This is a genomic window from Ignavibacteria bacterium (genome assembly GCA_016873845.1).
Classification (GTDB): Bacteria; Bacteroidota; Ignavibacteria; order Ch128b; family Ch128b; genus JAHJVF01.
Genome location: VGVX01000027.1, coordinates 1 through 24,030, shown reverse-complemented (window position 1 = coordinate 24,030; position 24,030 = coordinate 1). Strand labels below are relative to the sequence as shown.

20 protein-coding genes and 1 other RNA gene are annotated in these 24,030 nt (G+C 35.9%); 5 read left to right on the top strand and 16 right to left on the bottom strand.

Annotated elements, in window-relative coordinates; translation table 11 throughout:
• Positions 1-77: 77 nt before the first annotated feature.
• The 3 genes from tal to FJ213_06950 form a co-directional block, all read right to left on the bottom strand.
• A complete protein-coding gene (tal, locus tag FJ213_06960) occupies positions 78-1,196 on the bottom strand; it encodes a transaldolase (protein ID MBM4175897.1) in 1,119 nt (372 codons plus the stop codon).
• A gap of 122 nt (positions 1,197-1,318) precedes the next feature.
• Positions 1,319-1,555, bottom strand: a complete 237-nt coding sequence (locus tag FJ213_06955; protein ID MBM4175896.1) for a CDGSH iron-sulfur domain-containing protein — start codon at positions 1,553-1,555, stop codon at positions 1,319-1,321.
• Positions 1,556-1,731: 176 nt separating this feature from the next.
• Positions 1,732-3,420: a proline--tRNA ligase gene (locus FJ213_06950; GenBank protein MBM4175895.1), complete on the bottom strand. Its 1,689-nt coding sequence runs from the start codon at positions 3,418-3,420 to the stop codon at positions 1,732-1,734.
• A gap of 291 nt (positions 3,421-3,711) precedes the next feature.
• Between FJ213_06950 and FJ213_06945 the strand changes: the two genes are divergently transcribed.
• The 5 genes from FJ213_06945 (at position 3,712) to FJ213_06925 (ending at position 11,154) form a co-directional block, all read left to right on the top strand.
• Positions 3,712-5,568, top strand: coding sequence for a tetratricopeptide repeat protein (locus FJ213_06945; protein MBM4175894.1), 1,857 nt, complete (start codon positions 3,712-3,714; stop codon positions 5,566-5,568).
• 20 nt (positions 5,569-5,588) lie between these two features.
• Complete coding sequence (gene clpX / locus FJ213_06940; protein ID MBM4175893.1) at positions 5,589-6,881, top strand: ATP-dependent Clp protease ATP-binding subunit ClpX; 1,293 nt, start codon at positions 5,589-5,591, stop codon at positions 6,879-6,881.
• An 8-nt stretch (positions 6,882-6,889) separates the two neighbouring features.
• Positions 6,890-8,143 carry an asparagine synthetase B gene (locus tag FJ213_06935; protein ID MBM4175892.1) on the top strand — a complete coding sequence of 418 codons (1,254 nt, stop codon included), beginning with the start codon at positions 6,890-6,892 and terminating at the stop codon, positions 8,141-8,143.
• A gap of 13 nt (positions 8,144-8,156) precedes the next feature.
• A complete protein-coding gene (locus tag FJ213_06930) occupies positions 8,157-8,813 on the top strand; it encodes a fumarylacetoacetate hydrolase family protein (protein ID MBM4175891.1) in 657 nt (218 codons plus the stop codon).
• A gap of 70 nt (positions 8,814-8,883) precedes the next feature.
• Positions 8,884-11,154 carry a M23 family metallopeptidase gene (locus tag FJ213_06925; protein MBM4175890.1) on the top strand — a complete coding sequence of 757 codons (2,271 nt, stop codon included), beginning with the start codon at positions 8,884-8,886 and terminating at the stop codon, positions 11,152-11,154.
• A 12-nt stretch (positions 11,155-11,166) separates the two neighbouring features.
• Here FJ213_06925 and ruvA read toward each other — a convergent pair whose 3' ends face one another.
• The 13 genes from ruvA to FJ213_06860 all read right to left on the bottom strand — a co-directional run bounded on the left by ruvA (position 11,167) and on the right by FJ213_06860 (position 23,707).
• A complete protein-coding gene (gene ruvA, locus FJ213_06920) occupies positions 11,167-11,763 on the bottom strand; it encodes a Holliday junction branch migration protein RuvA (GenBank protein ID MBM4175889.1) in 597 nt (198 codons plus the stop codon).
• Between the two features lie 15 nt (positions 11,764-11,778).
• Positions 11,779-12,318 carry a crossover junction endodeoxyribonuclease RuvC gene (gene ruvC / locus FJ213_06915; protein ID MBM4175888.1) on the bottom strand — a complete coding sequence of 180 codons (540 nt, stop codon included), beginning with the start codon at positions 12,316-12,318 and terminating at the stop codon, positions 11,779-11,781.
• 150 nt (positions 12,319-12,468) lie between these two features.
• Positions 12,469-13,197: a YebC/PmpR family DNA-binding transcriptional regulator gene (locus FJ213_06910; protein ID MBM4175887.1), complete on the bottom strand. Its 729-nt coding sequence runs from the start codon at positions 13,195-13,197 to the stop codon at positions 12,469-12,471.
• Positions 13,198-13,206: 9 nt separating this feature from the next.
• On the bottom strand, positions 13,207-14,925 hold the full coding sequence (gene recJ, locus FJ213_06905; protein MBM4175886.1) for a single-stranded-DNA-specific exonuclease RecJ: 1,719 nt from the start codon (positions 14,923-14,925) through the stop codon (positions 13,207-13,209).
• Positions 14,926-14,942: 17 nt separating this feature from the next.
• Positions 14,943-15,444: RNase P RNA component class A (rnpB, locus tag FJ213_06900), an RNA gene on the bottom strand.
• 528 nt (positions 15,445-15,972) lie between these two features.
• A complete protein-coding gene (locus tag FJ213_06895) occupies positions 15,973-16,365 on the bottom strand; it encodes an endonuclease domain-containing protein (GenBank protein MBM4175885.1) in 393 nt (130 codons plus the stop codon).
• Positions 16,366-16,695: 330 nt separating this feature from the next.
• Positions 16,696-17,163, bottom strand: coding sequence for a hypothetical protein (locus tag FJ213_06890; GenBank protein ID MBM4175884.1), 468 nt, complete (start codon positions 17,161-17,163; stop codon positions 16,696-16,698).
• 3 nt (positions 17,164-17,166) lie between these two features.
• The gene (locus FJ213_06885) at positions 17,167-18,765 is read right to left on the bottom strand and encodes a hypothetical protein (GenBank protein MBM4175883.1); all 1,599 of its coding nucleotides are present in this window, start codon (positions 18,763-18,765) and stop codon (positions 17,167-17,169) included.
• A gap of 18 nt (positions 18,766-18,783) precedes the next feature.
• Entirely contained in the window at positions 18,784-19,890 is a 1,107-nt protein-coding gene (locus FJ213_06880) for a hypothetical protein (protein ID MBM4175882.1), read from the bottom strand.
• 140 nt (positions 19,891-20,030) lie between these two features.
• Positions 20,031-20,759 carry a hypothetical protein gene (locus FJ213_06875; protein MBM4175881.1) on the bottom strand — a complete coding sequence of 243 codons (729 nt, stop codon included), beginning with the start codon at positions 20,757-20,759 and terminating at the stop codon, positions 20,031-20,033.
• A gap of 21 nt (positions 20,760-20,780) precedes the next feature.
• Entirely contained in the window at positions 20,781-21,887 is a 1,107-nt protein-coding gene (locus FJ213_06870) for a Nif3-like dinuclear metal center hexameric protein (GenBank protein ID MBM4175880.1), read from the bottom strand.
• A 198-nt stretch (positions 21,888-22,085) separates the two neighbouring features.
• Positions 22,086-23,165: a flavodoxin-dependent (E)-4-hydroxy-3-methylbut-2-enyl-diphosphate synthase gene (gene ispG, locus FJ213_06865; protein ID MBM4175879.1), complete on the bottom strand. Its 1,080-nt coding sequence runs from the start codon at positions 23,163-23,165 to the stop codon at positions 22,086-22,088.
• Positions 23,166-23,179: 14 nt separating this feature from the next.
• Complete coding sequence (locus FJ213_06860) at positions 23,180-23,707, bottom strand: DJ-1 family protein (GenBank protein ID MBM4175878.1); 528 nt, start codon at positions 23,705-23,707, stop codon at positions 23,180-23,182.
• Positions 23,708-24,030: the final 323 nt, after the last annotated feature.

Genomic DNA, 24,030 nt, shown 5'->3' with positions numbered 1-24,030 from the left:
CAAAAAATAATTCAACGAAATCCAATATCCCATTAAAAAGTGCTCAGCCTGAACAAATCTGTTCTCATTCTTTACTATCAACTTGCAGCTTTAACTAACTCAATCTTTTTTACAAGTGACTCACGCAGATTATTGTATGAGTCGGCAAAAGCTTTCACTCCATCAATTTCAAGATGAGTCAACAGCTTGTCGAGATTAATATTATGTAGCTGAAGCAAATTAATATCTTGCTTGGCTTTATCCAGATCGTTCTCAATTCCTAAATCGATCTGGCTTCTTTCAAACATCATTTCAAGAGTTACAGGCGGAAGCGTGTTGACAGTATTTTTCGCGAATAACTCATCCACGTAAAGAAGCGGATTGTAAGTCGGATTCTTCGTGCTTGTACTTGCCCAGAGCGGCTGTTGGAGTTTTGCTCCCGTCTTTTTCAAACTGATAAAATCTGAATCGGCGAAAATCTCTTTGAATGATTGATATAGCAAACGTGTGTTGTGTACAGCAGTTTTTCCTAAGAGGTTTGTCAGTTCGGGTTTACCGGAGTTTATCATCTTAACAATTTCATTATCGACTATAGTATCAATTCTGCTCACGAATACACTCGCGACTGAATTTATGTTAGATAAATCTAAGTTCTTCTCGCTTCTTTTTCTTAATCCATTTATGTATGCATTGGCGACTTCTTTGTAGCGCTCAATAGAAAAAATCAGCGTTACGTTTATGTTCAATCCGTTTGCGATTGATTCTTCTATTGCAGGCAATCCCTCTTTTGTTGCCGGGATCTTTATCATAACATTCGGCCGATTGACTTTTCCCCAGATTCGATTTGCTGCGTCAATTGTTTCCTGAGTTTTATTTGCAAGCCGCGGATCAACTTCAATGCTCACAAATCCATTGTTCCCATTCGATCTCTCGAAAACTGGTGTGAAAAGATCACAAGCTCTTTGAATATCATCGATCATCAATTCTTCAATTAATTGATCAGGATTTAGTCCCCTTTTTAATAGTTCTGAAATCGATTCATCGTAATCATTGCTGTTGAGAATTGCTTTTTCAAAAATCGATGGATTTGATGTTACACCAGTGACACCTTGCTCAATCAATCTTTGCAATTCACCGGTTTTTATCATTCCGCGGCTGATATTATCGAGCCAGATACTTTGTCCTAATTTCTGAAGCTTATATAATCTGCTGTTCATTTATTCCCAATGGTTAAAAATTAAATTTACACTTCAAAGATAAGGATAATTAATAAAAATTCTGTGGTTAACTTTCAACCGGGAATTCACAGAAATAAAATCCCTATTGGGCGAGCTTTCGGTTAAAGATTTTTATGTGTCCCGTCACAGTAGGGAGCTTTGTTCGTTTGTTTGCATCGGCACAAAGCGACTTTCTTCTTCTCTTCAAGTGTAAATTCCAGAGGTGTAAAAGACGTCGTCCCGTGTGATCCGTCGCAGAATGGCTGATTTTTTGACAGTCCGTATTGACACCACCAATAAGTACCGGCTTCAAGCTCCAAAATGGCTGGGGATTTTTCGGCGATCGTTGGGTTGTTTATATTTCCTCCTAAATTATTGCAAAAGTTAAAATGCAAAATGGAAAACTACAAATCAAAAATAAAAATTTTACCTAATTATGTTTATTGATTCTTTTTGTTGTCATTTATTTGAGAAATAAGAAAGCGGATTACATAATCTGCACTTTAATTGTGCATTCTTCATTTTACATTGTTAATTATGTTAAAATGTTTTGTATCGTGCGTAAAACTTGTCCGACTTCAACTAACTGCTTTTCACCGGTTGCACGGTACTTAATTTCAACTCGATTGTGGGCAAGATTCTTCTCGCCGACAATTACTTGAATCGGCATTCCGAGCAAATCTGCATCGTTAAATTTGAATCCTGCCGAAACATCATCACGGTCGTCGTAGAGAGTTTCAATATCGCTCTCATTGAACTCATAATAAATTTTATCGGCAGTGGACCGTACGCTTTCATTTTTCATATTAACTCCGAGCAGATGTGCTTTGAATGGAGCAATCTGCTGCGGCCAAATAATCCCTTTAGCATCGTGATTTTGTTCTATCAAGCATGCGACAATTCGCTCAACGCCGATTCCGTAGCTTCCCATTACAATTGGATTTTCCTTTCCGTCAACGTCCAAATATTTTGCACCGAGAGCTTCTGAATATTTAGTTCCGAGTTTAAAAATATGTCCCAACTCAATTGCTTTTACTACTCGCAGCGTCGAACCGCAGTTTGAACATTCATTTCCTGCTTCAACATAATGCAAGTCGAAGAATTTACATTGAGGGATATCACGCACAAAATCAATTCCGCCGATGTGATAATCGTTCTTATTTGCGCCGCTGTACATGTTATTTGCATTTCGAAGCTTTACATCGGCAATAACTCTAAGTTTGGTTTCAATCGGTCCGATTGAGCCTGCATCAGCGCCGGTGATTTCTTTCAATTCATCCGGATGAGCAGGTCGGACTTTACCTCCAAGTGCAGAGAGAAGTTTTGACTCATTCACTTCGTCGTTGCCGAGCATTAAAACCAAAATCGGTTTTTCATTGTGCATATAGACTCTCGATTTTGCACAACGTTCAGTCGGTATTTTCAAAAATTCCGAAAGTTCATCGATCGAGCGAATATTCGGTGTATGTATTTCTTTTAATTTTTCAGAAGTCTTGTCTCTTTGAAATTCGGCAGACTTTGCAGAAGCAACTTCAACGTTTGCAGCGTAATTGCAATTATCGCAAATTGCACATGTGTCCTCGCCGGCATCGGATTCTACCATGAATTCCTGCGAACCGCTTCCCCCCATTGCGCCGCTCGATGCACCGACTTCAAAAAATTTTAATCCGCAAGAGTTAAATATTTTTCTATACGCTTCGGCGTGATACTCGTAGCTCTTATCTAAACCATCGTAGTTTGCATCAAGAGAATAGGAATCTTTCATTAAAAATTGTCTTCCGCGAATTACGCCTGAGCGCGGTCTCGGTTCGTTTCTAAACTTCGTCTGTATCTGATACCAAATCTGCGGCAGGTCACGGTATGATTTCACATTATTCGAAGCAATCTCCGCAATTACTTCTTCGTGCGTTGGCGCCAGAACATAATCCCGGTTTTTTACGTGAAACATCGTATCGCCAAAAGCTTCAACTCTTTCAGTTTGTTCCCAGAGCTCTTTTGGATTTAATGCTGGAAGATGAAATTCCTGTCCACCGATCGCATCCATTTCTCGGCGTATAATGTCTGAAACTTTTTTTATCATCTTATATCCGAGCGGAAGAAAAGAATAAATTCCCGCGCCAAGAGCACGAATCATTCCTGCACGCACCATTAAAATATGGCTTGGAATCACCGCATCAGTGGGAACTTCTTTTAATGTTGGTAAGAATAACTTTGAAATTCGCATAAATATTGAAAAATTTTAACGAAAATAAGAAATCGATTTTGCATTTCAAAAAAACAGAACAGAATTTGTTTGCTCTTCTAACTATTTATTATTAAAATAGTTGCCGAAAATAGTTAAAGCATAAGTTTAGAAGAATTAAATTTGTGCATTGTGAGTTAAAGCTCAATAAGGTAAAATTGTTAGCATTAATAGAACACGAATGACACGGATTATACCAATTACCACGGATAGATTTTGTTCTGAAATGAGTAATTGCATTCATTTGGAATAATGAGTTAATACTTGAGAAACTTGGTTAGAAAAATATTTTCAATCATAATTCTTGTTACTGTCTTTTGCGGTCAATGGGAAACGGCACATTCTCAGAACATCGATGACATGAATAAATTCAGATTAGCTCAAAGCTATGAATCGATCGGCAATCATGAAAAGGCACTTGAGCTTTACCGCGAATTATTTAAGAAAGAACCAAATCAATACCAATACTATGAAGCATTTCTTCGCGGATTGAATCAATTAAAAAAATATGATGAAGCAATTGGAATATTGAAACAAAGACTTCAACTACATCCAAATGATTTTAATCTTTATGGAGAGATAGCCGTAATTTACAACCGGAAAGAAATGGATGACTCGCTGAACTTTTTTGTGAAAAGAGGCATTGATCTCGATCCCAAAAATCCGATGGCTTATAAATTCATATCAAATACATTGATTCAAAATCGGTTGTTTGAAAAATCTATTGATGTGCTAGAGAAAGGAAAAAAAGCAACAGCCGACTACTTGATGTTTTCAATTGACTTGATATCAGTTCATGCAATTCTTATGAATTACAGAGCAGCGTGTATTGAAATGGTTGAGCTTCTAAAAATTGATCAAAATCAATCTGGATTTGTCCAGAGCAAACTGGCAAGCTTTTTCAATAAGCTTGATGCATTAAAAACATCAATTCAAATATTTGAAACTGCACCGAAAGATAATCTTGCCGCGATGAGAATACTTTCTTGGTTATATTTTCAAGCGAAGGAATTTACAAAAGCGTTTGATGCAGCTTGGAAGATTGACCATCTCAGTAACTCAAAAGGGTACGAGATACTTTCTTTTGCCGATAGGGCATACAAAGAAAAGGAATTGGCTCAAGCTATAAGTGCATATGAATACCTACTTAGAGAATATTCTGACTCAAAAGATCTACGCGCCTTTTCGATCATCGGATTAGCTCGTTCCAATGAGGAAAAATTTACATTAGAAGCGGAACAAATCACTGGCAAATGGAAAAAGTATCGACGGCCGGTTAGTACTGATAACCAAACAGCAAAGCATGCAATTGATTTTTATAGTGTGGTCATAAAAGATTTTCCAGCTTCAAATTTAATTGCTGAAGCCTTATTCAAAGCTGGTCGAATCAATTTTGAATATTTTTTTGATATCCAGTCAGCTGAACCGCTGTTAAAGCAAGTTATTGATTACTACCCACTAAGTGAATTTCATGCAAAAGCGTTATTGCTTTTAGCTGAAATTGAGAAAATCCGAGAAAATTATTCTCAAGCGGAAAATTACTTTACACAAGTACGAATTTCGCCGCGTGCAAGTGAGAATGAGAGATTTTACAGTGATTATAAAATTGCCGAATTGCTTATACTTAAAGGACTGGTAGATTCAGCAAAGAATAAATTAATTCAATTAAGTAAAAATAATCTTCTCGATGTTACAAATGATGTACTTGAATTATTGATTTTAATTCAAGAGAATGAAGACAATAATAATGTATTAAATTTTATTAAAGCTCAGCAATTAATTGATCAAAAGAAGTTTTCAGAAGCTGTTGAGTCCTTTGAGAAGCTTTCGCGAGGTGATGACGGATTGAATATCACGAACTTATCTAGATTTGAAATCGCTGAACTTAAAATTTTATTTAACGACTATTCAAATGCCTTGGCTCAGCTTGTCTATATTGTTGATCAAAAGGATAAAACTATCTTTGGAGATAGAGCTCTATTTAGGCAAACCGAGATTTATCTGTATGGAATAAAAGATTCAATTAAAACAATTCAATTTTTGGAAAAATTGCTTGTAGATTATCCACAATCTTTACTAATTACAGAAGCAAGAAAAATTATAAATAGAATAAAAGAAAATAATTTATAAAAGTTTAAAAGAGAATTAATATGGCAGACAAAAAGAACACAAAAATCGTAAAATGCTCATTCTGCGGCAGAGAAGGGCATGAAGTAGGAAGCATGATCGCAGGGCATGATGTTTATATTTGCGATCTTTGTATCGGCAGCTCTGTTGACATTTTACGAAATAATGCAGATACACTTTCACCAAAAGTGCGAAAGGATGCGATCTTAACGCCGGAATTGATAAAACAAACATTAGATGAACATGTAATTGGACAAGACCGTGCGAAGAAAGTTTTGGCAGTCGCAGTATATAATCATTATAAAAGAATTCAATCGACTTCGACGTTTTTAGATTTTGATGAAGTTGAAATCGAGAAGAGTAATATTTTATTAATCGGTCCAACTGGTGTTGGAAAGACTCTGCTTGCCCAGACGCTTGCAAAAATTCTCGATGTTCCATTTGCAATAGCCGATGCGACTACGTTAACCGAAGCTGGATATGTCGGCGATGATGTTGAAACTGTTCTTGTTCATTTGCTGCAGGCTGCCGATTACAATCTTGAAAAAGCCCAAAAGGGAATAGTGTACATTGATGAATTAGATAAGATCTCAAGAAAAAGTGAAAGTACATCGATTACACGAGATGTTTCAGGCGAAGGAGTGCAACAGGCACTTTTAAAAATTTTAGAAGGAACCGTGGCTGGTGTACCTCCCAAGGGAGGTAGAAAACATCCAGAGCAGCCGCTTATCAATGTGAATACGAAAAACATCCTATTTATTTGCGGTGGTGCGTTTGAAGGAATTGAAAAAATTGTAGCTGCTCGTACTAACAAAAGCAAAGTCGGTTTTGGAGCTGAGATTCGAGGAAGCCGCGATATTTCAAATGATGAATTGCTTAATTTAATTCAGCCTGATGATCTTTTGAAATTCGGATTAATTCCAGAACTTATCGGGCGATTACCAGTGATTGCTCCGCTTCATTCATTGAGCTTGGATGCTTTGAAAGAAATTCTTACTCAACCGCGAAATGCAATATTAAAACAATTCAAAAAACTTTTTTCGCTCGAGAATATTGAACTCGAATTTGAACCAAAAGCTCTTGACTCAATTGTCAAAAAAGCGCAAGAAAGAAGGACCGGAGCAAGAGCACTCAGAAGTATTGTTGAAGATTTTATGTTGGATGTTATGTATCATCTACCATCCAGAAAAAATATTGAAAAATGTTTAATCACTGAATCTACGGTAGTAAATTATGATGAACCGGTTTTTATAAGCAAATCTCCAAAGGACGAAACTAAAATTTCTAAAAAGGAAATCCAGGCTTCTGGGAAATGATTAAAACAATATTAGTTTTAATAATTATCAAGCTATTTCCTCTGAGCATTTTATTTGGACAGGGGAAAATTTTTATTCCAATGGATTTAAAACAATCCGATCATCTAAAAGCTTATGGGATCGCATATGCAGCATTAGTCAAAGGACTTCAAGTAGATTGGCTTCTCAATTATCGCGGTGGATCATTCGTGTTGGATGCAAATGATGAAATTTTATCCCAATGTAGAATTAGAGGTGTAAATTTTAATCAAATTAGCGGAGTAGACGCGGCAAACATTTACAATGAAGTTCAGTCCGAAAACAACAACATGGATGTCGTTCGATTAGAAAAAGAACCGAAGATTGCAGTTTATGTTCCTCCTGAATTTAATCCGTGGGATGATGCTGTAACTCTTGCTCTTGACTATGCCCAAATTCCCTACGATAAAATTTGGAATGATGAAATACTAAGAGGAGAACTTCCTAAATACGATTGGATTCACTTGCATCATGAAGATTTCACCGGGCAGTATGGAAAATTTTATGCGAGTTTTGCTAACACGCAATGGTACATCGAACAGCAGATAACCTACGAGAATAATGCAAAGAAAAACGGTTACAGAAAAGTGAGCGAAATGATGCGAGATGTTTCATTAAACATTAAAAGTTATGTTGCAAATGGTGGATTTCTTCTTGCAATGTGTTCTGCCACTGATTCATATGATATTGCCCTTGCAGCAAAGAATGTTGATATCTGTGATAAGATGTTTGATGGTGATCCACCGGATCAAAATGCACAAAGCAAATTAGATTATTCGCAAACTATTGCGTTTACAGATTTCAAGCTTGAGATGAATCCATACGTATATGAATATTCCGATATTGATATTCAGCCTGCAGAAATAGGTAATTTTGAAAATGATTATTTCACATTGTTTGATTTTTCCGCGAAATATGATCCAGTACCAACTATGTTGACTCAAAATCATGTAAACGTAATTCGTGGTTTCATGGGACAGACAACAGCATTCCGAGAGATCTTGATTAAAAAGAATGTCACTGTGATGGGTAAACGAGACGGAACTAATCAAATAAAATATATTCGTGGTGATTTTGGACGCGGGACGTTTTGTTTTCTCGGAGGACACGATCCAGAAGATTATCAGCATCAAGTTGGAGATCCGCCGACCGAACTAACACTTCACAAGAATTCACCTGGATACAGACTTATTCTAAATAACGTTCTATTTCCGGCGGCAAAAAAGAAAAAACAGAAAACATAATCTCTAAGTATATATGCAAACAGTTAAGATTAAAGGTTCAGAAAAAACATATTCAATTGGAAAAGTTCTTTGTGTGGGTAAGAATTATCTTGAGCATGCGAAGGAACTTGGCGATGCAGTTCCCGATAAGCCGGTAATATTCATGAAACCGGCTTCGTCTATTATTTTTTCAGGAGAAAAAATATCACACCCGAAATTTTCAACCTCACTCCACTTTGAGACTGAATTAGTTCTGATTGTCGGAAAAACTTGCAAGGAAGTTTCAAAATCCCAAGCAATGGATTTCATTGCTGGGTATTCAGTCGGATTGGATATGACCTTACGCGACATTCAATCACAGTTGAAAAAAAATGGACATCCTTGGGAAATGTCCAAATGTTTTGACACATCAACTGTTTTAGGTGAATTTGTTTCGACGGCTGAAATTGATGATCCGAATAATTTGTCCATAAAGCTTTGGGTAAATAATGTCATGCGGCAAAATGATAATACTTCGAGTATGATTTATAACGTTGAATCCATTTTCGAATATCTTTCTACTTACTTTACTCTTGAAGAAGGAGATATTATTTTTACGGGAACTCCTCCGGGAGTAGGCGAAGTAAAAATCGGTGATAAGCTAAAAGCAGAGATTGAAAGTGTGTCGACTATTTTTACTGAAATTGCTTGATTGCAAAAATTGAAAACGAAATATTTGACTAAATAAATGTCTTCATTACTTATTCATATAAGAAATTATCATGAGTAAAAAAACAATTTACGGTTTGATTGCGGTAATTGGATTAGTTGTTGTACTCGCAACAACCTTTTATCTCATCAGTACGTTTAAAGCACTTGACGACCAATTAGAAGCTGAGTCGAGAGTTATAGACCTCCCCCCAATTCATATTACGAGGACAGACTCTTCAGATTATATATTCCCACTTGACTCGACAGCATATCTAACATCGACTTTCTGTGAATTTCGTGAAACTCACCATCATGGAGGAATAGATTTAGGAACTAACAATTTAACCGGGCAGCCAGTATTTGCTTCAAGAGATGGATTTGTTAAAAGAATTTCACTCTCTCCGTTCGGATATGGAAAAGTTATTTACATGCAGCATCCAGATTCTTTCATAACTGTATATGCTCATCTCGAAAACTTCGAACCCAAGTTAAACAAATTCGTTCGGGACAAACAGCTTTCCACACTTTCACAAAATATTGACCATGAGCTCGATTCCGATGCCTTTATCTTTCGGAAAGGAGAAGTTATAGGATTTGCCGGCGAATCCGGATCCGGTACGCCGCATCTGCATTTTGAAATCCGAGAACCAAATGGGAATCGGTTAAATCCATTGTCATTTCCAAATGTGAAGATTGCACTTATTGATACAATTTCACCAAGTTTTGAATTGGTGAAAATCGTTCCTGTAGGATATGATAGTAGAATCGACTTGGATATAAATGAAAAAGTCTTGTACGACAATCAGGGGAAAAAACCCGTTCAAGCTTATACGCATCTAAATGGAAAAGCAGGAATTTTAGTGAAAATATCTGATCGCTCACACGCTAAAGGAACAAATGATTTTGGGATTAAAAAAATCAGAATGAGTTTGAACGATCAAGCGAATCTGATTTATTCTATAAACTTTGAAAAAATTGAAAACGACCGCTTAAGAAAAATATTCTTTACGCGCGATCATTATGAATTCTACTTAAATAAGCAGGTAGTTTACAAGCTTTTTGACGAGTATGGGGAAAACATTAACTTTTATCCAAATGGAAGCGATGGAATTTTAGATTCCAAAAAGCTTGATAAAGGCATGAACACAATTTATCTAACTGCATACGATAATTACGATAATAAAACCTCTTTAGTTTTTGGGTTATATGTTACCGACGATATGCCAACTGCCGATTGGTCCATCAATGCAACTCAAATTAGTATAAAAAGCTCTCTACCAATTTCAAAGTTTGCATATAGTTTCTTTGATTCAAAAGGAAAAGTTCTAGATTCAAATGAGATGAAAAATCTCTATACAACGGAAGTGAAACTACCGAATAGAAAGTATGAATGGCTCTCTGTAAAAATAACAAATCATGGATTTGAGAATCCTCAATCATTGCTTATTGGCAGTAATGGAGATAGCATTAGCAATGTCGAAAATGTAACATTGAAATATTTTCATCAAAGTTGCTTACTGCAATTCAACTCAAAAAACGTTTTAGATTCAAAAACAGAAATTCTTGTGGAGGCAAACGACCAGGAATTTCGGTATCCGGTTTCCAATTCGGGAAAAAATAGTTATTCATCATTGATTGATGTAAATCCAAATATTTATGGTGGTGTAAATTTTTATCTTAATAACAACAATCAAAAAAGTCTTTTAATGAAGGGGAACTTTCTTTCTTTCGATAAAGACAGCATCACTATCAAAACTTATGATGATAAATTCCTAGTAACTATTCCTGTGGGAGCTTTCTATCATCCAATATTTGCAAAATTGAATTACGAAAAAAATGAAATATCTTTCTATCCCAAAAATATTTTAATAAAGTCACCAATCAGAGTGGAGAGCATATCTCCAGATAAAAAAAATATTCGCTACGGTGTTAATCGTCTAAGTGAATGGAAAGATATTTCCTCCCAAACTATAAATGGGAAGATGGTGGGCTATATACATTCTAGTTTGGGTGACATAAAATTAATTTCTGACAATACACCACCGGAAATTCTTGATTGGCGAATTTTAAGAAAAGGGAACTTGAATACATCAATGGGAGAATATTCTACAACAGCAGAGGTACCTATTTTTGTTTTTAAAGTGCGTGATGTTGGATTCGGTATTGATTTCTCTGCTATTGAAGTTTTTGTGAATGGAGTTCGGGCGCTTGCTGAATACGATCCAGATATCTCATCATTCTTTATTATTATTGATAGGCTTGCTGAAAAGGGAAAAAATAACATTACAATTCGCTTGAGAGATCACGGGCAAAATCTTACAGAAAAAATTATACATTTCTAACTCTTGCTTAAATCACTTGTTCAAGCTTTGCAAAGATTTTTTTAAAAGTATTTCGACAGATAAATCTTCGTTCTTGATTTCACTTAGAGCTGAACGAATTGCTTTTTCAGCAATTTGCTTTTGGTAACCGAGAGTAACGAGTGCATGGTATGCTTGAATTCTTATATCCTCACCAACGGAAATTTTTTGTTCAAATTCAGATGGAAGTTTTGCAAGCTTATCTTTAAGTTCCACAATCAGCCGCTCGGCAGTTTTTTTCCCAATTCCGGGAATACTAGTCAGTGCAGAGATATTTCCATGAGAGATGAAATCTATTAGTTCACTGGGGATTATTCGTGATAATACTCCCTGTGCAACTTTAGGACCAATCCCACTGACCGAGATTAATAACTCGAACATTTGTTTTTCTAATTCATCACTAAACCCATAAAGATAAAATGCATCTTCACGCGGAATTAGGATCGCATACAGTTTAACCTCCGAGTTTACTTCAGGAAGCTTTTCAAATGTGTTGAGAGAAATATTCACGGAATATCCTATCCCATTGGATTCGATTACTACTCTCGTTGGATTTTTTTGAACAACATGACCTTTAATAAATGAGATCATAGAATCTTTCTGAAATTATTTTTTGAGTATTAATTGAGGATTCGCTTCAATAAATGCTTTCCAATCTTTATGTCTTTTCACAGGAGATGATAATTTTTGAAAATGACAAAGAGCCACAGCAATCGCATCAGTTTCGTCAAGTTTAGTTTTTTTTTGTTTCAATTTTAATAGATGATTTACCATATACATCACTTGCTGCTTTGAAGCTGCTCCATTACCAACAACTGATTTTTTTATTTCTCGAGGAGAGTACTCAGCCGTCGGAATTTGAAAATGAATTGCGGCTAGGATCGATACACCCCTTGCGTGACCTATTTTTAAAGCCGATTGGGCATTCTTGCCATAAAACGCACTTTCAATCGCAAATTCATCCGGCAAATACTTTTGGATAATTTTTGCGAGTTCATTGTATATCAATTCAAGTCTTAACGGGAGCTTAGATTTTTTTGCACTCTTAATGACTCCTGATGCAATTAAGGAAATTTCGGATCTTTCTGCTTCGATTATTCCGTAACCGGTTGTTAATGTGCCAGGATCGACGCCGAGTATTATCATTTATTAATAACTGTAAAAATTGAATCTTTGATGGATTAAAATACAAAATTCAGACTAAAAAATTGATAATAAATAAAAACCCAACTTTAAGGAGTGTTGGGTTTATTAAATAAACATTAAAAAGTTATTACTCAAAAGAATAAAACGCTTCTACTCCTCAATTATATCCGCATTCGTATAGACATTTTGGACGTCGTCATTATCTTCTAATGCTTCCAGCAGTTTAATCGCACCTGAATTGTCATTTCCGCTAATGGTAACAAGATTCTTTGGAATCATCTGGAGTGATGCACTCTCCAAATTTAAGTTCATCTCTTGAAGTGCTTTTCTTACTTTATCAAAATTTTCCAATGAAGTTTGAATTTCAAAATAGTCTGATTCTATTGTCATATCCTCCGCACCGGCTTCGAGTACGAGCAGCATCAATTCATCTTCGGTCAATTGAGCTTTATCGAGTGTGATAATTCCCTTTCGATCGAACATCCAATTTACACTGCCGTTTTCTGCAAGTCTGCCATTGTGTTTTGAAAACAAATGTCTTACTTCCGAAACAGTTCGATTTTTATTATCTGTGACTGTCTCGATTAAAATTGCAACTCCGCCAGGACCGTAACCTTCATAAGTAATCTCTTCATAGTTAACTCCTTCTAGCTCGCCTGTGGCTTTTTTAATTGCTCGGTCAATATTATCAGCAGGCATGTTTGCGGTTTTAGCAGCATCAACTGCAAGTCGAAGTCTTGGATTCCCATCTGGATTTCCACCACCGTTGCGGGCAGCGATTGTAATTTCTTTAATCAATTTAGTGAATAGTTTTCCTCGTTTTGAATCGGTAGCAGCTTTTTTTCTTTTAATAGTTGACCATTTTGAATGCCCTGACATTATAAACTCCTAATTATTTTCTTCCGATAATCTTAAATCTTTTAATTTGAACTGTGGAAATGAATTGCCATTTTTTGAAACTGTATCTATCGAATAGACAATATCGATTTTATTGTTAATCATATCTAACTCCTCGCTGAAATGTCCCATATCAAATCCGATAACGTCAAAAACGCTTGATCCATTTTGTTTAACTCTAAAAAGCAAATGATTATTTCCAACGATGCGGAGATTTGGAAGTACTTCAACTTGTTCACTCAAAAATACTGGCTTCATGTTCTGGGGACCAAATGGAGCAAATTGTTCTAATATCCTTAAAAATTTTGGAGTGAGTTCATTAAGTTCAATTACAGCATCAATTTTAAGTGCCGGCGTAAGCATTTCGTTAGTGATTTCATCACGCGTAACATTTAGAAATTTTTCCTTAAACTCGTCCAATTTATCTGTAGAAATTGAAACTCCAGCCGCGGCTTTATGTCCGCCGAATTGGAGAAGTGAATCTTCACACTTTTTTATGGCGTCGTAAATATTAAAGTCTGCAATGCTTCTTGCCGAACCTTTAACTACTCCTTCGACCGTAGTTAACATGATTGATGGTCTGTAATATTTTTCTACAAGCCGCGATGCAACTATTCCAATTACACCTGCATGCCAGTCTTCCTTGTGAAGAACAATCGCTTTATCCTTAGCAAAGTCGATTTTACTTTCAACTATTGCTGCTGCCTGGTTGAAAGTTTCTTCATCTATTTTTCTTCTTTCGCGGTTTTCTAATTCAAGAATTTCTGCGAACTCAGCAGCGGAATCAAAATCCTTTGCAATCAATAAATCAATCGCTCGCTGCGCATCACCGAGTCTTCCGACAGCATTAATCCGCGGAGCAATTCCGAAAACAATATTTGTACTGTTTATATTGCCGATAGTTAATCCAGCTTTTTCTATAATTGCTTTAAATCCAGGCCGAGGATCATTGTTAAGCCGTTCTAATCCGAATTTTACTAATATTCTATTTTCACCGGTTAAAGGAACAATATCCGCCGCACCAGATACAGCCACAAAATCCAAATATTTACCCGGAAGCTCTCTCATACCAATTGACATTGAAATGCCTTCAATCAATTTGAAAGTTACACCGCAGCCTGATAAATATTTATATGGATATTTGCAATTCGGTTTTAGAGGATCTAATACTGCGACTGCATCTGGAATAATGCTCAATGGTTCGTGATGATCGCAGATAATTAAATCGATATTTAGTGATTTTGCAAATTCAGTCTCTTCGATTGCAGTTATTCCGCAATCAACCGATATCAATAAACTCGCACCAAGCTTAACCGCATCTTCAATGCCTGCAGGTGAGATTCCGTAACCTTCTTTTAATCTATTTGGAATGTAAATTGTGGCATCGCCGCCTATTTCCCGCAGAAATAAATAGAGCATTGATGCTGCATTTGTTCCATCAACATCATAGTCTCCGTAGATAAGAATTTTCTCATTATTGGTAAGAGATTTAATGATTCTTTTAACTGCGGCTTCCATCCCATCCATTTCAAATGGATCGTGGAGATCTGTTGACTCCGGACGAAAAAATAGTTTCGCTTTTTTGAAAGTATCAATTTCTCTTGAAATTAAAATTTGAGCTAAAACAGGACTAATATTCAGCTCGTCGGATAATATTCCGCGAGTGAATGTCTCTTTGAACTCAGATATTTTCCAGCGTTTCTGTATCATTGGGAAATTTTAGGAGAGAAGCGAGCGAAAAGTAAGCCGAATTCTGTTTCCCGAAAATCCTACGAAAATCGGGACGGTAATCATTTATCTAGTTTCATCGTCGCCAATGAAATCGAGCGGTCTACCCGGAAGTGAAAGCGAAAGCGAGCAACCTCGCAGAAATATGTTCGAACCGAATCATTTTTCTTCCTTCCTTATTTGACCTTACTCCCGATAGGGTTTACCTGGTTCCATCAAAAACTTTGATAGAATCTCGCTCGCAAAAACTCTGCAGAACGAAACCCCTGACATTACTGTCAGAGCGGTAGGCTCTTACCCTGCCTTTTCACCCTTACCCGATAAAAATCGGGGCGGTATTTTTTCTGCGGCACTTTCCGTAGCCAATTGTTTATACCCGCCACAGCATAAAAATCTTAGGGCGGATCAATTGACCCCCTGAAGTTATCAGGTATCGTGCTCTGTGGAGTTCGGACTTTCCTTCCTGCATAAATGCAGAACGATTACCTTTATTTTCGATCATTTCTCTCAATATTTTTTCAAAAACTTATTGTAAATAATTTCAGCACTTTGATGAGAGATTGTCAAAGCTGAATCAGATTGTATTCAAAAATTCAAAAATCAAAATGAATGGATGGAATTAATTCCATCTCTCCACCGTGATTAAAATATAAGAAAAGATTTGTACAAAATCCTCTGATTTCTGTAATTATAATTGAATACGAGTTAGTTTTATTGTCCAAGACGATATAAAGAGAAATAATTGAACGTTTATTGTTACTGATTTTTTTTGTTAAGAATCAAAACTCAACCCCTGTTTCCCCTTCTCTTTCCAAGAGAAGGGGAACTGAAGTCCAAAGGACTCCTTCGGAGGGGACGAGTTGAAGTATCTGTTCTTTTCAAGCAACTGTAATTTAAAAATGTCTAATCGTGATATTAGAATTTATTGGGCAGATTAATAAGAGAAGAGAATAAGTTTGAACAGTTTATGTAAGAAGTAGCTTTTTTAATCGCTATAATGAAGAGAATTCCAATTGAGACAGCTTAATTCTATTTATCTATAGAGAGGAACGATTTAAGTTTGATAAGAATTGAGCTAACATTTTCAACTATTTCTTCATTAGAAAATCTGATTACTCTTAAACCTAAGTCATTTAGAATTTCTGTTCTCTCTGAATCCTCTTGCAATCTGTAATCATGGTATTTTCCATCAAGTTCAATTATTAGCTTATCTGAATGACAAAAGAAATCAGCGACAAAGAATGTCTCTTTACCTGTTCTATCATGGAAAATTGGATATTGCCTGTAAAACTTCTTTCCGTAGAATTGTTTGTTGCGAACTTTTTCCCAAAAAATTCTTTCTGCTTTGGTAGAATTTTTTCTTAGTTCTCTACAGACAATTTTGGCACTTTCTACTAACTTTGTTTTACTATTTAAGCTCATAGTGACCCTCTCTTGCCAAAGGCATCTTTCGGGAAAATCTCTCTATTAATAAGGGAGAGACTTATAATCAATATAAAACATTTCATTTGCATTTCTGTCAAGATGTTAAATGTAATGACATCACTACTAACAAGTCCTTCCCTTTGTAAGGGAAGGATTAGGAAGAGTTTGCCTTGCATCTGAAAACTCCCTCTAAAAAGAGAGAGACGTTATTTTTAATATAAAACATTCTAATCATATCTTCTGTCAGATATAAAATGTAATGACATTACTACCAATAAGTCCTTCCCTTGTAAGGGAAGGATTAGGATGGGTTCACATAAGTTCTAATCACTCCACAACCCTCTTAACCAACCTATCAATCTCCTTCATCTCTTCTGCAAGATGTTTCTTTATATCAAGACGGAGTCTGCCGAGACGGGTGGCAGTTAGTTCTTTTTTCGGTGGATTATCCTCCAAATATTTTGCTGCTCTTTTGTGTGCTGACTTACTTAATTCTGCAAGATGTAAATGTATTTCATTGCTTTCATCAAATCTGGGGAAGTATATGTCGAGTATCTTTTTATGAACGTCCCGTGCACCGAATAAACCTTTGGATTGAAAATCCTTCATAAGTTCATTGGGAATTTTTGAGTTCAATATTGCAGTTAAATAGTATGCTTCAACTGGGTTCTTTGTAAAATAAACATAAGCTTTTGTGTCAATAAAGAATTCAAAATCTAAGTTATTTCTATTTACAACGGTAGCATTCGCATCTTTCGCAGATGAATTGTAAATAACTATATGTTCAGCATTCAAATTCTAACTTAAGAGCTTATTATGATAGTTCAGGTAATCAATTGCGGTCAACTCTTTGTTTGCCGCTGTCTTATAAACTTCCCAAAATCTTTCTGCATTTTGAAACCACTTTGACGCATTAAGAAATCCTTCTTCTCTCAATTCATCGGCAGTGAATAACTTTATATCCTTTGTCCCTGCCTCAGTTTTATTAACCAACATCGGTAAAACAATTAAATCAGGTTTTAAAAGTGCGAAAGGTAATATACTTTTTGCAAGAGCAGTTCTAAATAAAAACTGGCTTTCTATCTTTCCATTTATATCAACTAGGTTCCATGGTTTCTTTGCTTCTTTTTTTGATGAGGCAGAAGTCTGAATATTTATTATTCTATCATCCCAATCAGACGGAAATTCCTGAGTTAATTCAATAAAATAAAAATTCCGTGGAGTTATTTCTGCTCCTCGTTTAAATAATTTTTTATATGGATTTCCTTCTTTACTTGAACCAGATTTCTTATTTGAAAACGCTGTTGATTTTCCTTGTTTTCTTAAATACCAATTTACTTCAACCTCAACTAATTCTTTTGCATCTGCAAGTTTACAATTATGGGTATTTAAATTGCCAATAAAAGTCCTACCAGACAATCCTTTACTTGAGATTCGTCTTTGTTTGTCTGCTTTCTGCACAAAGAAAACGCAACTTGGAACTCTGAATAGTGGTTTAACATCTTTCAAGTCCCAAAGGTTTACTATCCTGTAACCTTTTGATTTTCCTGTTCTTGAATTATTATGATGATCGGCGCTGAAAAAGCTTCTTGGCAAGACAAATGCTAGATGAGAATTATCTTTTAGAAAGTAGCTGCTGCAATATGATAAAAAGATAGCTGCAATTTCTAGATTAGTAAAATTCTTAACTTCATCAGGCTTAACATCATACTTATCCGCAAGAGTATTAAGTATGCTTTGATAGTCTTCATTCCTGATTGAACTGTAAGTAAACCATGGCGGATTTCCGATTATATAATCAAACTTGCCAGCGAGGAAATACGGTTTGTAAAGATTCTGCACAATAAACTTCCAGATGCTGTCTCTTCCTTTATCTTTAACGGCTTTTAATCCCGTATAAATTTTATAGAAGCTTTCTATTACTTGTTTGTTAGCTCCCGATTTATTTCCATTATTTGCAAAATGCTTTCTGAAAATGTTTTCAAATACTTCTTCCGATTCTTTTCTCTTACCCAAAGTTTGCTCTGCCAAGTCATCGCATACTCCGAGAGCTTCGTCGAAAAGCTTAACGTCGTCTAGAATCTGAGTGGTTAAATGATAATTTTCTTTATCAATGTTTAAAATAAATTCATTGCCGAAAAGGTTTTGAACTCCTTCGGGTGCAAGAAGTGTCTTTGCAAGAATTATGTTAAGATAAACGGGCTTTTTAGCGTTTATGATTTCCTTGCCAAGTGCAAGCAGTAAAGTTGTTTTGGCTATCTGGACACTAAGCGGGTGAATATCAATTCCATAAATCTGTTCATTCAACTCTTCAACGCTAACATCTGGATTTAGCTCTTTAATTCTGTGAATAGCTGCTCTTAAAAAGGAACCGCTTCCGCAAGCAGGGTCGAGTATTTTATCTGTTTTGCCTGGTCAGTTGGACGTAAATTCAAACTCTTTTACAATTCTTTCGCAAAGCCAATCGGGAGTGTAATATTCGCCAAGCGAATGTCGTGTATCAATATCGATTAACTCTTGATAAACGCCTTTGAGAATATCTTCATCAACATTTTCGAATTCAAAATTGGAAATTTCCTGAGCAATAAGCCGAAATGCTTTTTTGAGATTGTTGAAACTTCTCTCGGAATTGACCCAATGAAAGAAGTCGTTATCAACAAAATTCCGAATATTATACCTGCGGAAAATTGTGCCGTCAAGAATTCCTTTCAGTTCAGAATCGTCAATAAAATCATCATTGGAAACAACACTATAAGCGAGCATCTTTGAAAAGATGCTGAGGTAAGTATGAATTAAAAATATATTATCGTGTGCATCGAATCCGCCATAAGCTATACTTAAGAATTTATTCCATTGCTCAAACGAAACTTGCACTTCACCAAACTTCTTCGCTTCATAAAACCATTTGCTTAATTCGCGGAACGACTCGATAAAAATATTGCTCTGGTATCCAAATGCTTCTTCAATTCTTTTAAGAGTTGCTTTTTGCTTTTCTTCCTTGAATAGAAAACGATCAATCCAGTAATAAAATTCTTCTGCATTTTTTTCAGTTAAAATAAATGAAGCATTTTTGACTTCATTCAAAATTAGTTCGTGTTCCTGCAAATCCTCCATTTTTTCCAGACAAGAAACATCTGGAGCGAAAACTTTCCAGCTAATGAAATCAGAGGCAATTAAAGTAAAATTATAGTCTTCACCTGATCTAAGCTGCCCTAATAAATATCCTGCAAGCTGTTCTTTGGCATGGTTTAGGGTGAGACTAAGATTATTCTCAAATTCAATAATTATATGATTGAATAGAGTATCAGCACTCCCTCTATGAATTTTATCTTTTCTGGGGATGTTAAGAATTGTTTTTTCAGAACCAAGTGTAATAATATCAATAAGTTTCAGAATTTCTTTATCTTGAGAGTAAAGACGATTTAATAGGTCTTTGAATGCTTCCTTCTTCGTTGCTTCTTTGTTAGCATTCTTTACCTTTATAAGGTATGATTTAATTAATTCTTCATTAGCGGCTTTCATTTGAACTCAAAAATGTCTAACACCCTAAATTTGAACATAACTTGGGATTAAAACTTATTTCATCTTAAAACCAATCGACAACTGGTCGCAGATTTGAGCCGTAATAAGGGAACTCTTCTAAAAAACAATTATTCTATTAATCAGTTAGAATCAAAAGTCGATTTTTCAATTTCACTCGAGACTAAAATTCTACCGCAGGATTCGCATGTATAAAGTCTATCGTTTCGACGAATTTCTAACTGCTTCTGAGATGAAACCGATGCAAAACATCCGTCGCAAGCATTTCTCCGAATCGGGACAATTGCTCTTCCTTTTGCCTCGCGAATACGATTGTAATAGCTCAAATCACCTTTACTGATTTTTGAAACCACAGCTTCCTTTTTTGAGAGAAGTGCATTCCGTTCTTTTTCAGTTTTTTTATCTATCTCTCCGAGTTCTTTCGACTTATCCTTAATCTCTTCTTTGATCTTTCCAATTTCTGGTTCAAGCTCTTCTATTTCTTGGGCACTTCTTCTGCTCAAATCAGCAAGTGAGTTATTCTCCTCCTCAAGTTTTGTGATCATCTCAGAAGTATGATCGATCTCCTTCATTAAAGCATCATACTCCCGGTTTGTTTTAATCTGGAGCAATTGTGCTTTATATTTTTTCAGGTTCGCCTTTGAAAGAGCAACTTCCTCATCGTTTTCCTCACGTTTCTTCTGCGAATCAACTCGCTGCTGTTTTCTTTCTTCAACTTTTTCGGAAAGTTCTTTAAATCTTTCTTCGAGCAATCTTAATTCTCTTGGCAGGTCGCCTCGTAATTCTTCCAACTTATCGAGTTCATTATCAACTTGCTGAACTTGCCAAAGTGATTTTAATCGTTTCTGCAATTTATTTATTCTCCTGTATTTTTATAAAACTCTTATTTTATTTTCTTGTTGATAATAAATTTCAACTGGTACTTTAACATTTTGTGATTTGAAAAATTTCTCTAATTTATTCTTGAATACCTCCAATATCACTGCCTCTGAATAATAATGATCAACATCAATAAGAACGATTTCGTCTTCATAATCTTGAAAAGTGTGGTACTTAACATCAGAAGTTACGAATGCATCACATTTTTTCGCAATTGCAGATTGAATCAGATCCGAACCGCTGCCTCCGCAAACTCCAACTTTTTGAATAGGTTTTAATTTTCCACGAGTCCATTTTACAGATGGAGCGTTTAAGGATGTTTTAACTTTTCGAATAAATTTTTCAGTTTCGACTTGCTTGTCTAAAATGCCGAAGGCACCATATCCAAAATTGACATTTTTGTTTTCAAGCGGGTAGATATCATAAGCAGGTTCTTCGTAAGGGTGAGATTCGTGAAGGGCTTTAAGAAGAGCATTTAGTTTCCATTTCTCGAAGATCATTTCTAATTTTACTTCAGCAACTTTTTCAAGTTTCCCTTTTTTGCCTACACTTGGATTTGATAATTCAGAACCTCTGAAAGTCCCAATTCCTTCAGTTTGAAAACTGCAGTTGGAATATTCGCCAATCAATCCAGCCCCTGCAGTTGATAAGCTTGTTAAAACAGTTTCAAGATTTTTTTGAGGTACAAAAGTAACAATCTTATACTGTGTCTGAGGAATATTTTCGATAAAGTCGATTCCTTTTAGTCCCAACTTCTGAGCAAGAGCAAAGCTCACACCATCTTTAGTGAAGTCGAGATTTGTATGAGCAGAATAAAGAGTTATTTCGTGTTTGATAAGATTCTTAATTAGCTGATTTCGCTTTACACCAAAATCAAGATTCTTAAGGGGATTAAAGATCAGTGGATGATGAGATATGATTAAATTTGCCGAATTTCGAACTGCTTTCTTAAAAACTTGGTCATCCACATCGAGAACTAAAAGGATGGCATCAATCGAGACGTCTCGTGAGCCGATTTGAAGTCCAGCATTATCCTTATCCCAGGAAATTTGCTTGGGCGCCCATGATTCAATGAAATTAATTACATCGAGTATCTTCATATTAAGTCAAAAAAAAATGCACTTCAAAGGAAGTGCATTTTTTAAGTTCCAAATTAGTCGCTTTCTCGTGAAATAGGAGTATTTCCAGATATTCTATCGCCTCCGTTTCAATACCTTATTAACACAAGCAATATATCATAATTATTTCGCTCTGTCAAGTTCTTCAACGAAGTCGAGTTTACTCAATAAAAGTCGAGTTTATTTGACGAAGTTAAGCTCACTTTTTGGTTGAAAATTCCTTACTTCTTCTAATAAAACTTCAACAATTTCTTCCTCTTTTATCTTTTTTATGACTTCCCCTTTTCTATATAAAATCGCGACACCTTTTCCTGCGGCAATTCCGATGTCTGCTTCACTTGCTTCACCGGGTCCATTTACAACACAACCCAAAAGAGCAACTTTTATTGGTTTTTTGATGTCTTTTACGGCTTCTTCAAGTTTATTCGTTATTGTGAAAAGATCGACTTCCAGTCTGCCGCAAGTTGGACATGCAATTATCTCAACATTTCTGCTCGCAAGTCCAAGAGAACGCAAAATTTCCTTGCCGACTTCAACTTCCTTCACTGGGTCATCGGTTAAAGAAACTCGGATCGTATCTCCAATCCCCTCAGCAAGCAATGTCCCGATTCCAACAGCGGATTTTATTGTTCCAACTCGAGTTGTCCCGGCTTCAGTCACTCCGAGGTGAAGCGGATAATCTGTTCGTTCTGCAATTAATCTGTAAGCATCGATCATTAATTTGACATCAGTCGATTTAACTGAAATTGCAATATCTTGGAAATCATATTTTTCGCAAATATGGGCATGTCTCATTGCACTCTCAAATAGTGCTTCTGCTGTTGGATAGCCATGTTTTTGTAGAATATCTTCTTCGAGTGAACCAGAATTAACACCAATTCGAATTGGAATTTTTTTCTGTTTTGCTTTCAGAAGCACTTCTTTTATTCTCTCTTCAGAACCAATGTTGCCGGGATTAATCCGTACCTTAGCAACACCCGCATCCATCGATTGAAGTGCGAAGATGTGATTGAAATGAATATCCGCAACAATAGGGATTTTAGACCTGGAGACAATTTCTTTCATAGCTGCGGATGCCTCTTTGTCGTTTACGGTCACACGAATAATATCGCAGCCGGCTTCTTCAGCATCCTTTATCTGATTAACGGTTGCTTCAACATCCGAAGTTTTAGTTTTTGTCATTGTCTGTACCGAGATCGGTGAATCACCTCCAATTGGTACACCGCCAACTAATATTTTTCTTGATTTTCTTCTCGTCATATTTTGGTATTGCCTTAACTTCGTTTCAATTTCTGTTCGATTATATTTGCAAATTCTACGGCAGCTTCTGGTCCTGATGCTGTGATGATCCTATTATCAATTTCAATGTCGTTAGAACCGATGTTAGCACCTAACTCTTTGATTATTTCTTTATCCGAGGCATACGCAGCAGTCTTTATCCCGACTAACAATTTTGCATGTGCTAAAATTCCAACTGCACTGCAAATGGCACAGATCAATTTCTTACTTTTATTGAAATCGAATAGTTTTCTATGAAGCAATTTATTGTTCCATAGCTCTTTTGAGCCAGTCCCGCCAACAAGAACAATAGCATTAAAATTTATTGGATTTAAATTGGGTAGTATAATTTCAGGTTTAACTCGCAAACCATATTGCCCGATGGAAAGAATGTTAGTCGTTCCAGCAATAAAGACTCTGATTCCTGCTGATTCTAAAATTCTTTTCGGGATTAGAAATTCTTGATCATGGAAATTGCTCTCCGCAATTACGAAAACAACTTTTTTCTCTTCAATTTTACTCATCGTTGAAACTAAGTTATGAAGACGCCATTGCAAATTCAATTAATACATTTTTACGTATAACGAAAGTTAGTCCTAGCTGAAAGAGTTGAAAATCCATTTTTTGAGTGAAAAATCAAATAATTTCTGATTGACATTATTTAACACTATGACTATTATTGCGGCAACAAAAAAAAAGGAGGTTACGTGAAAAAACTACTAACAGTAGTACTTTTTTTAGTCGCATTAGTCAACCTTACATTTGCAGGTGGTTTTCAAACAGGCACTCAAAACGCACGTGCAATGGGAATGGGACATGCCTTCGTTGGAATGGCTTCTGATGCGTC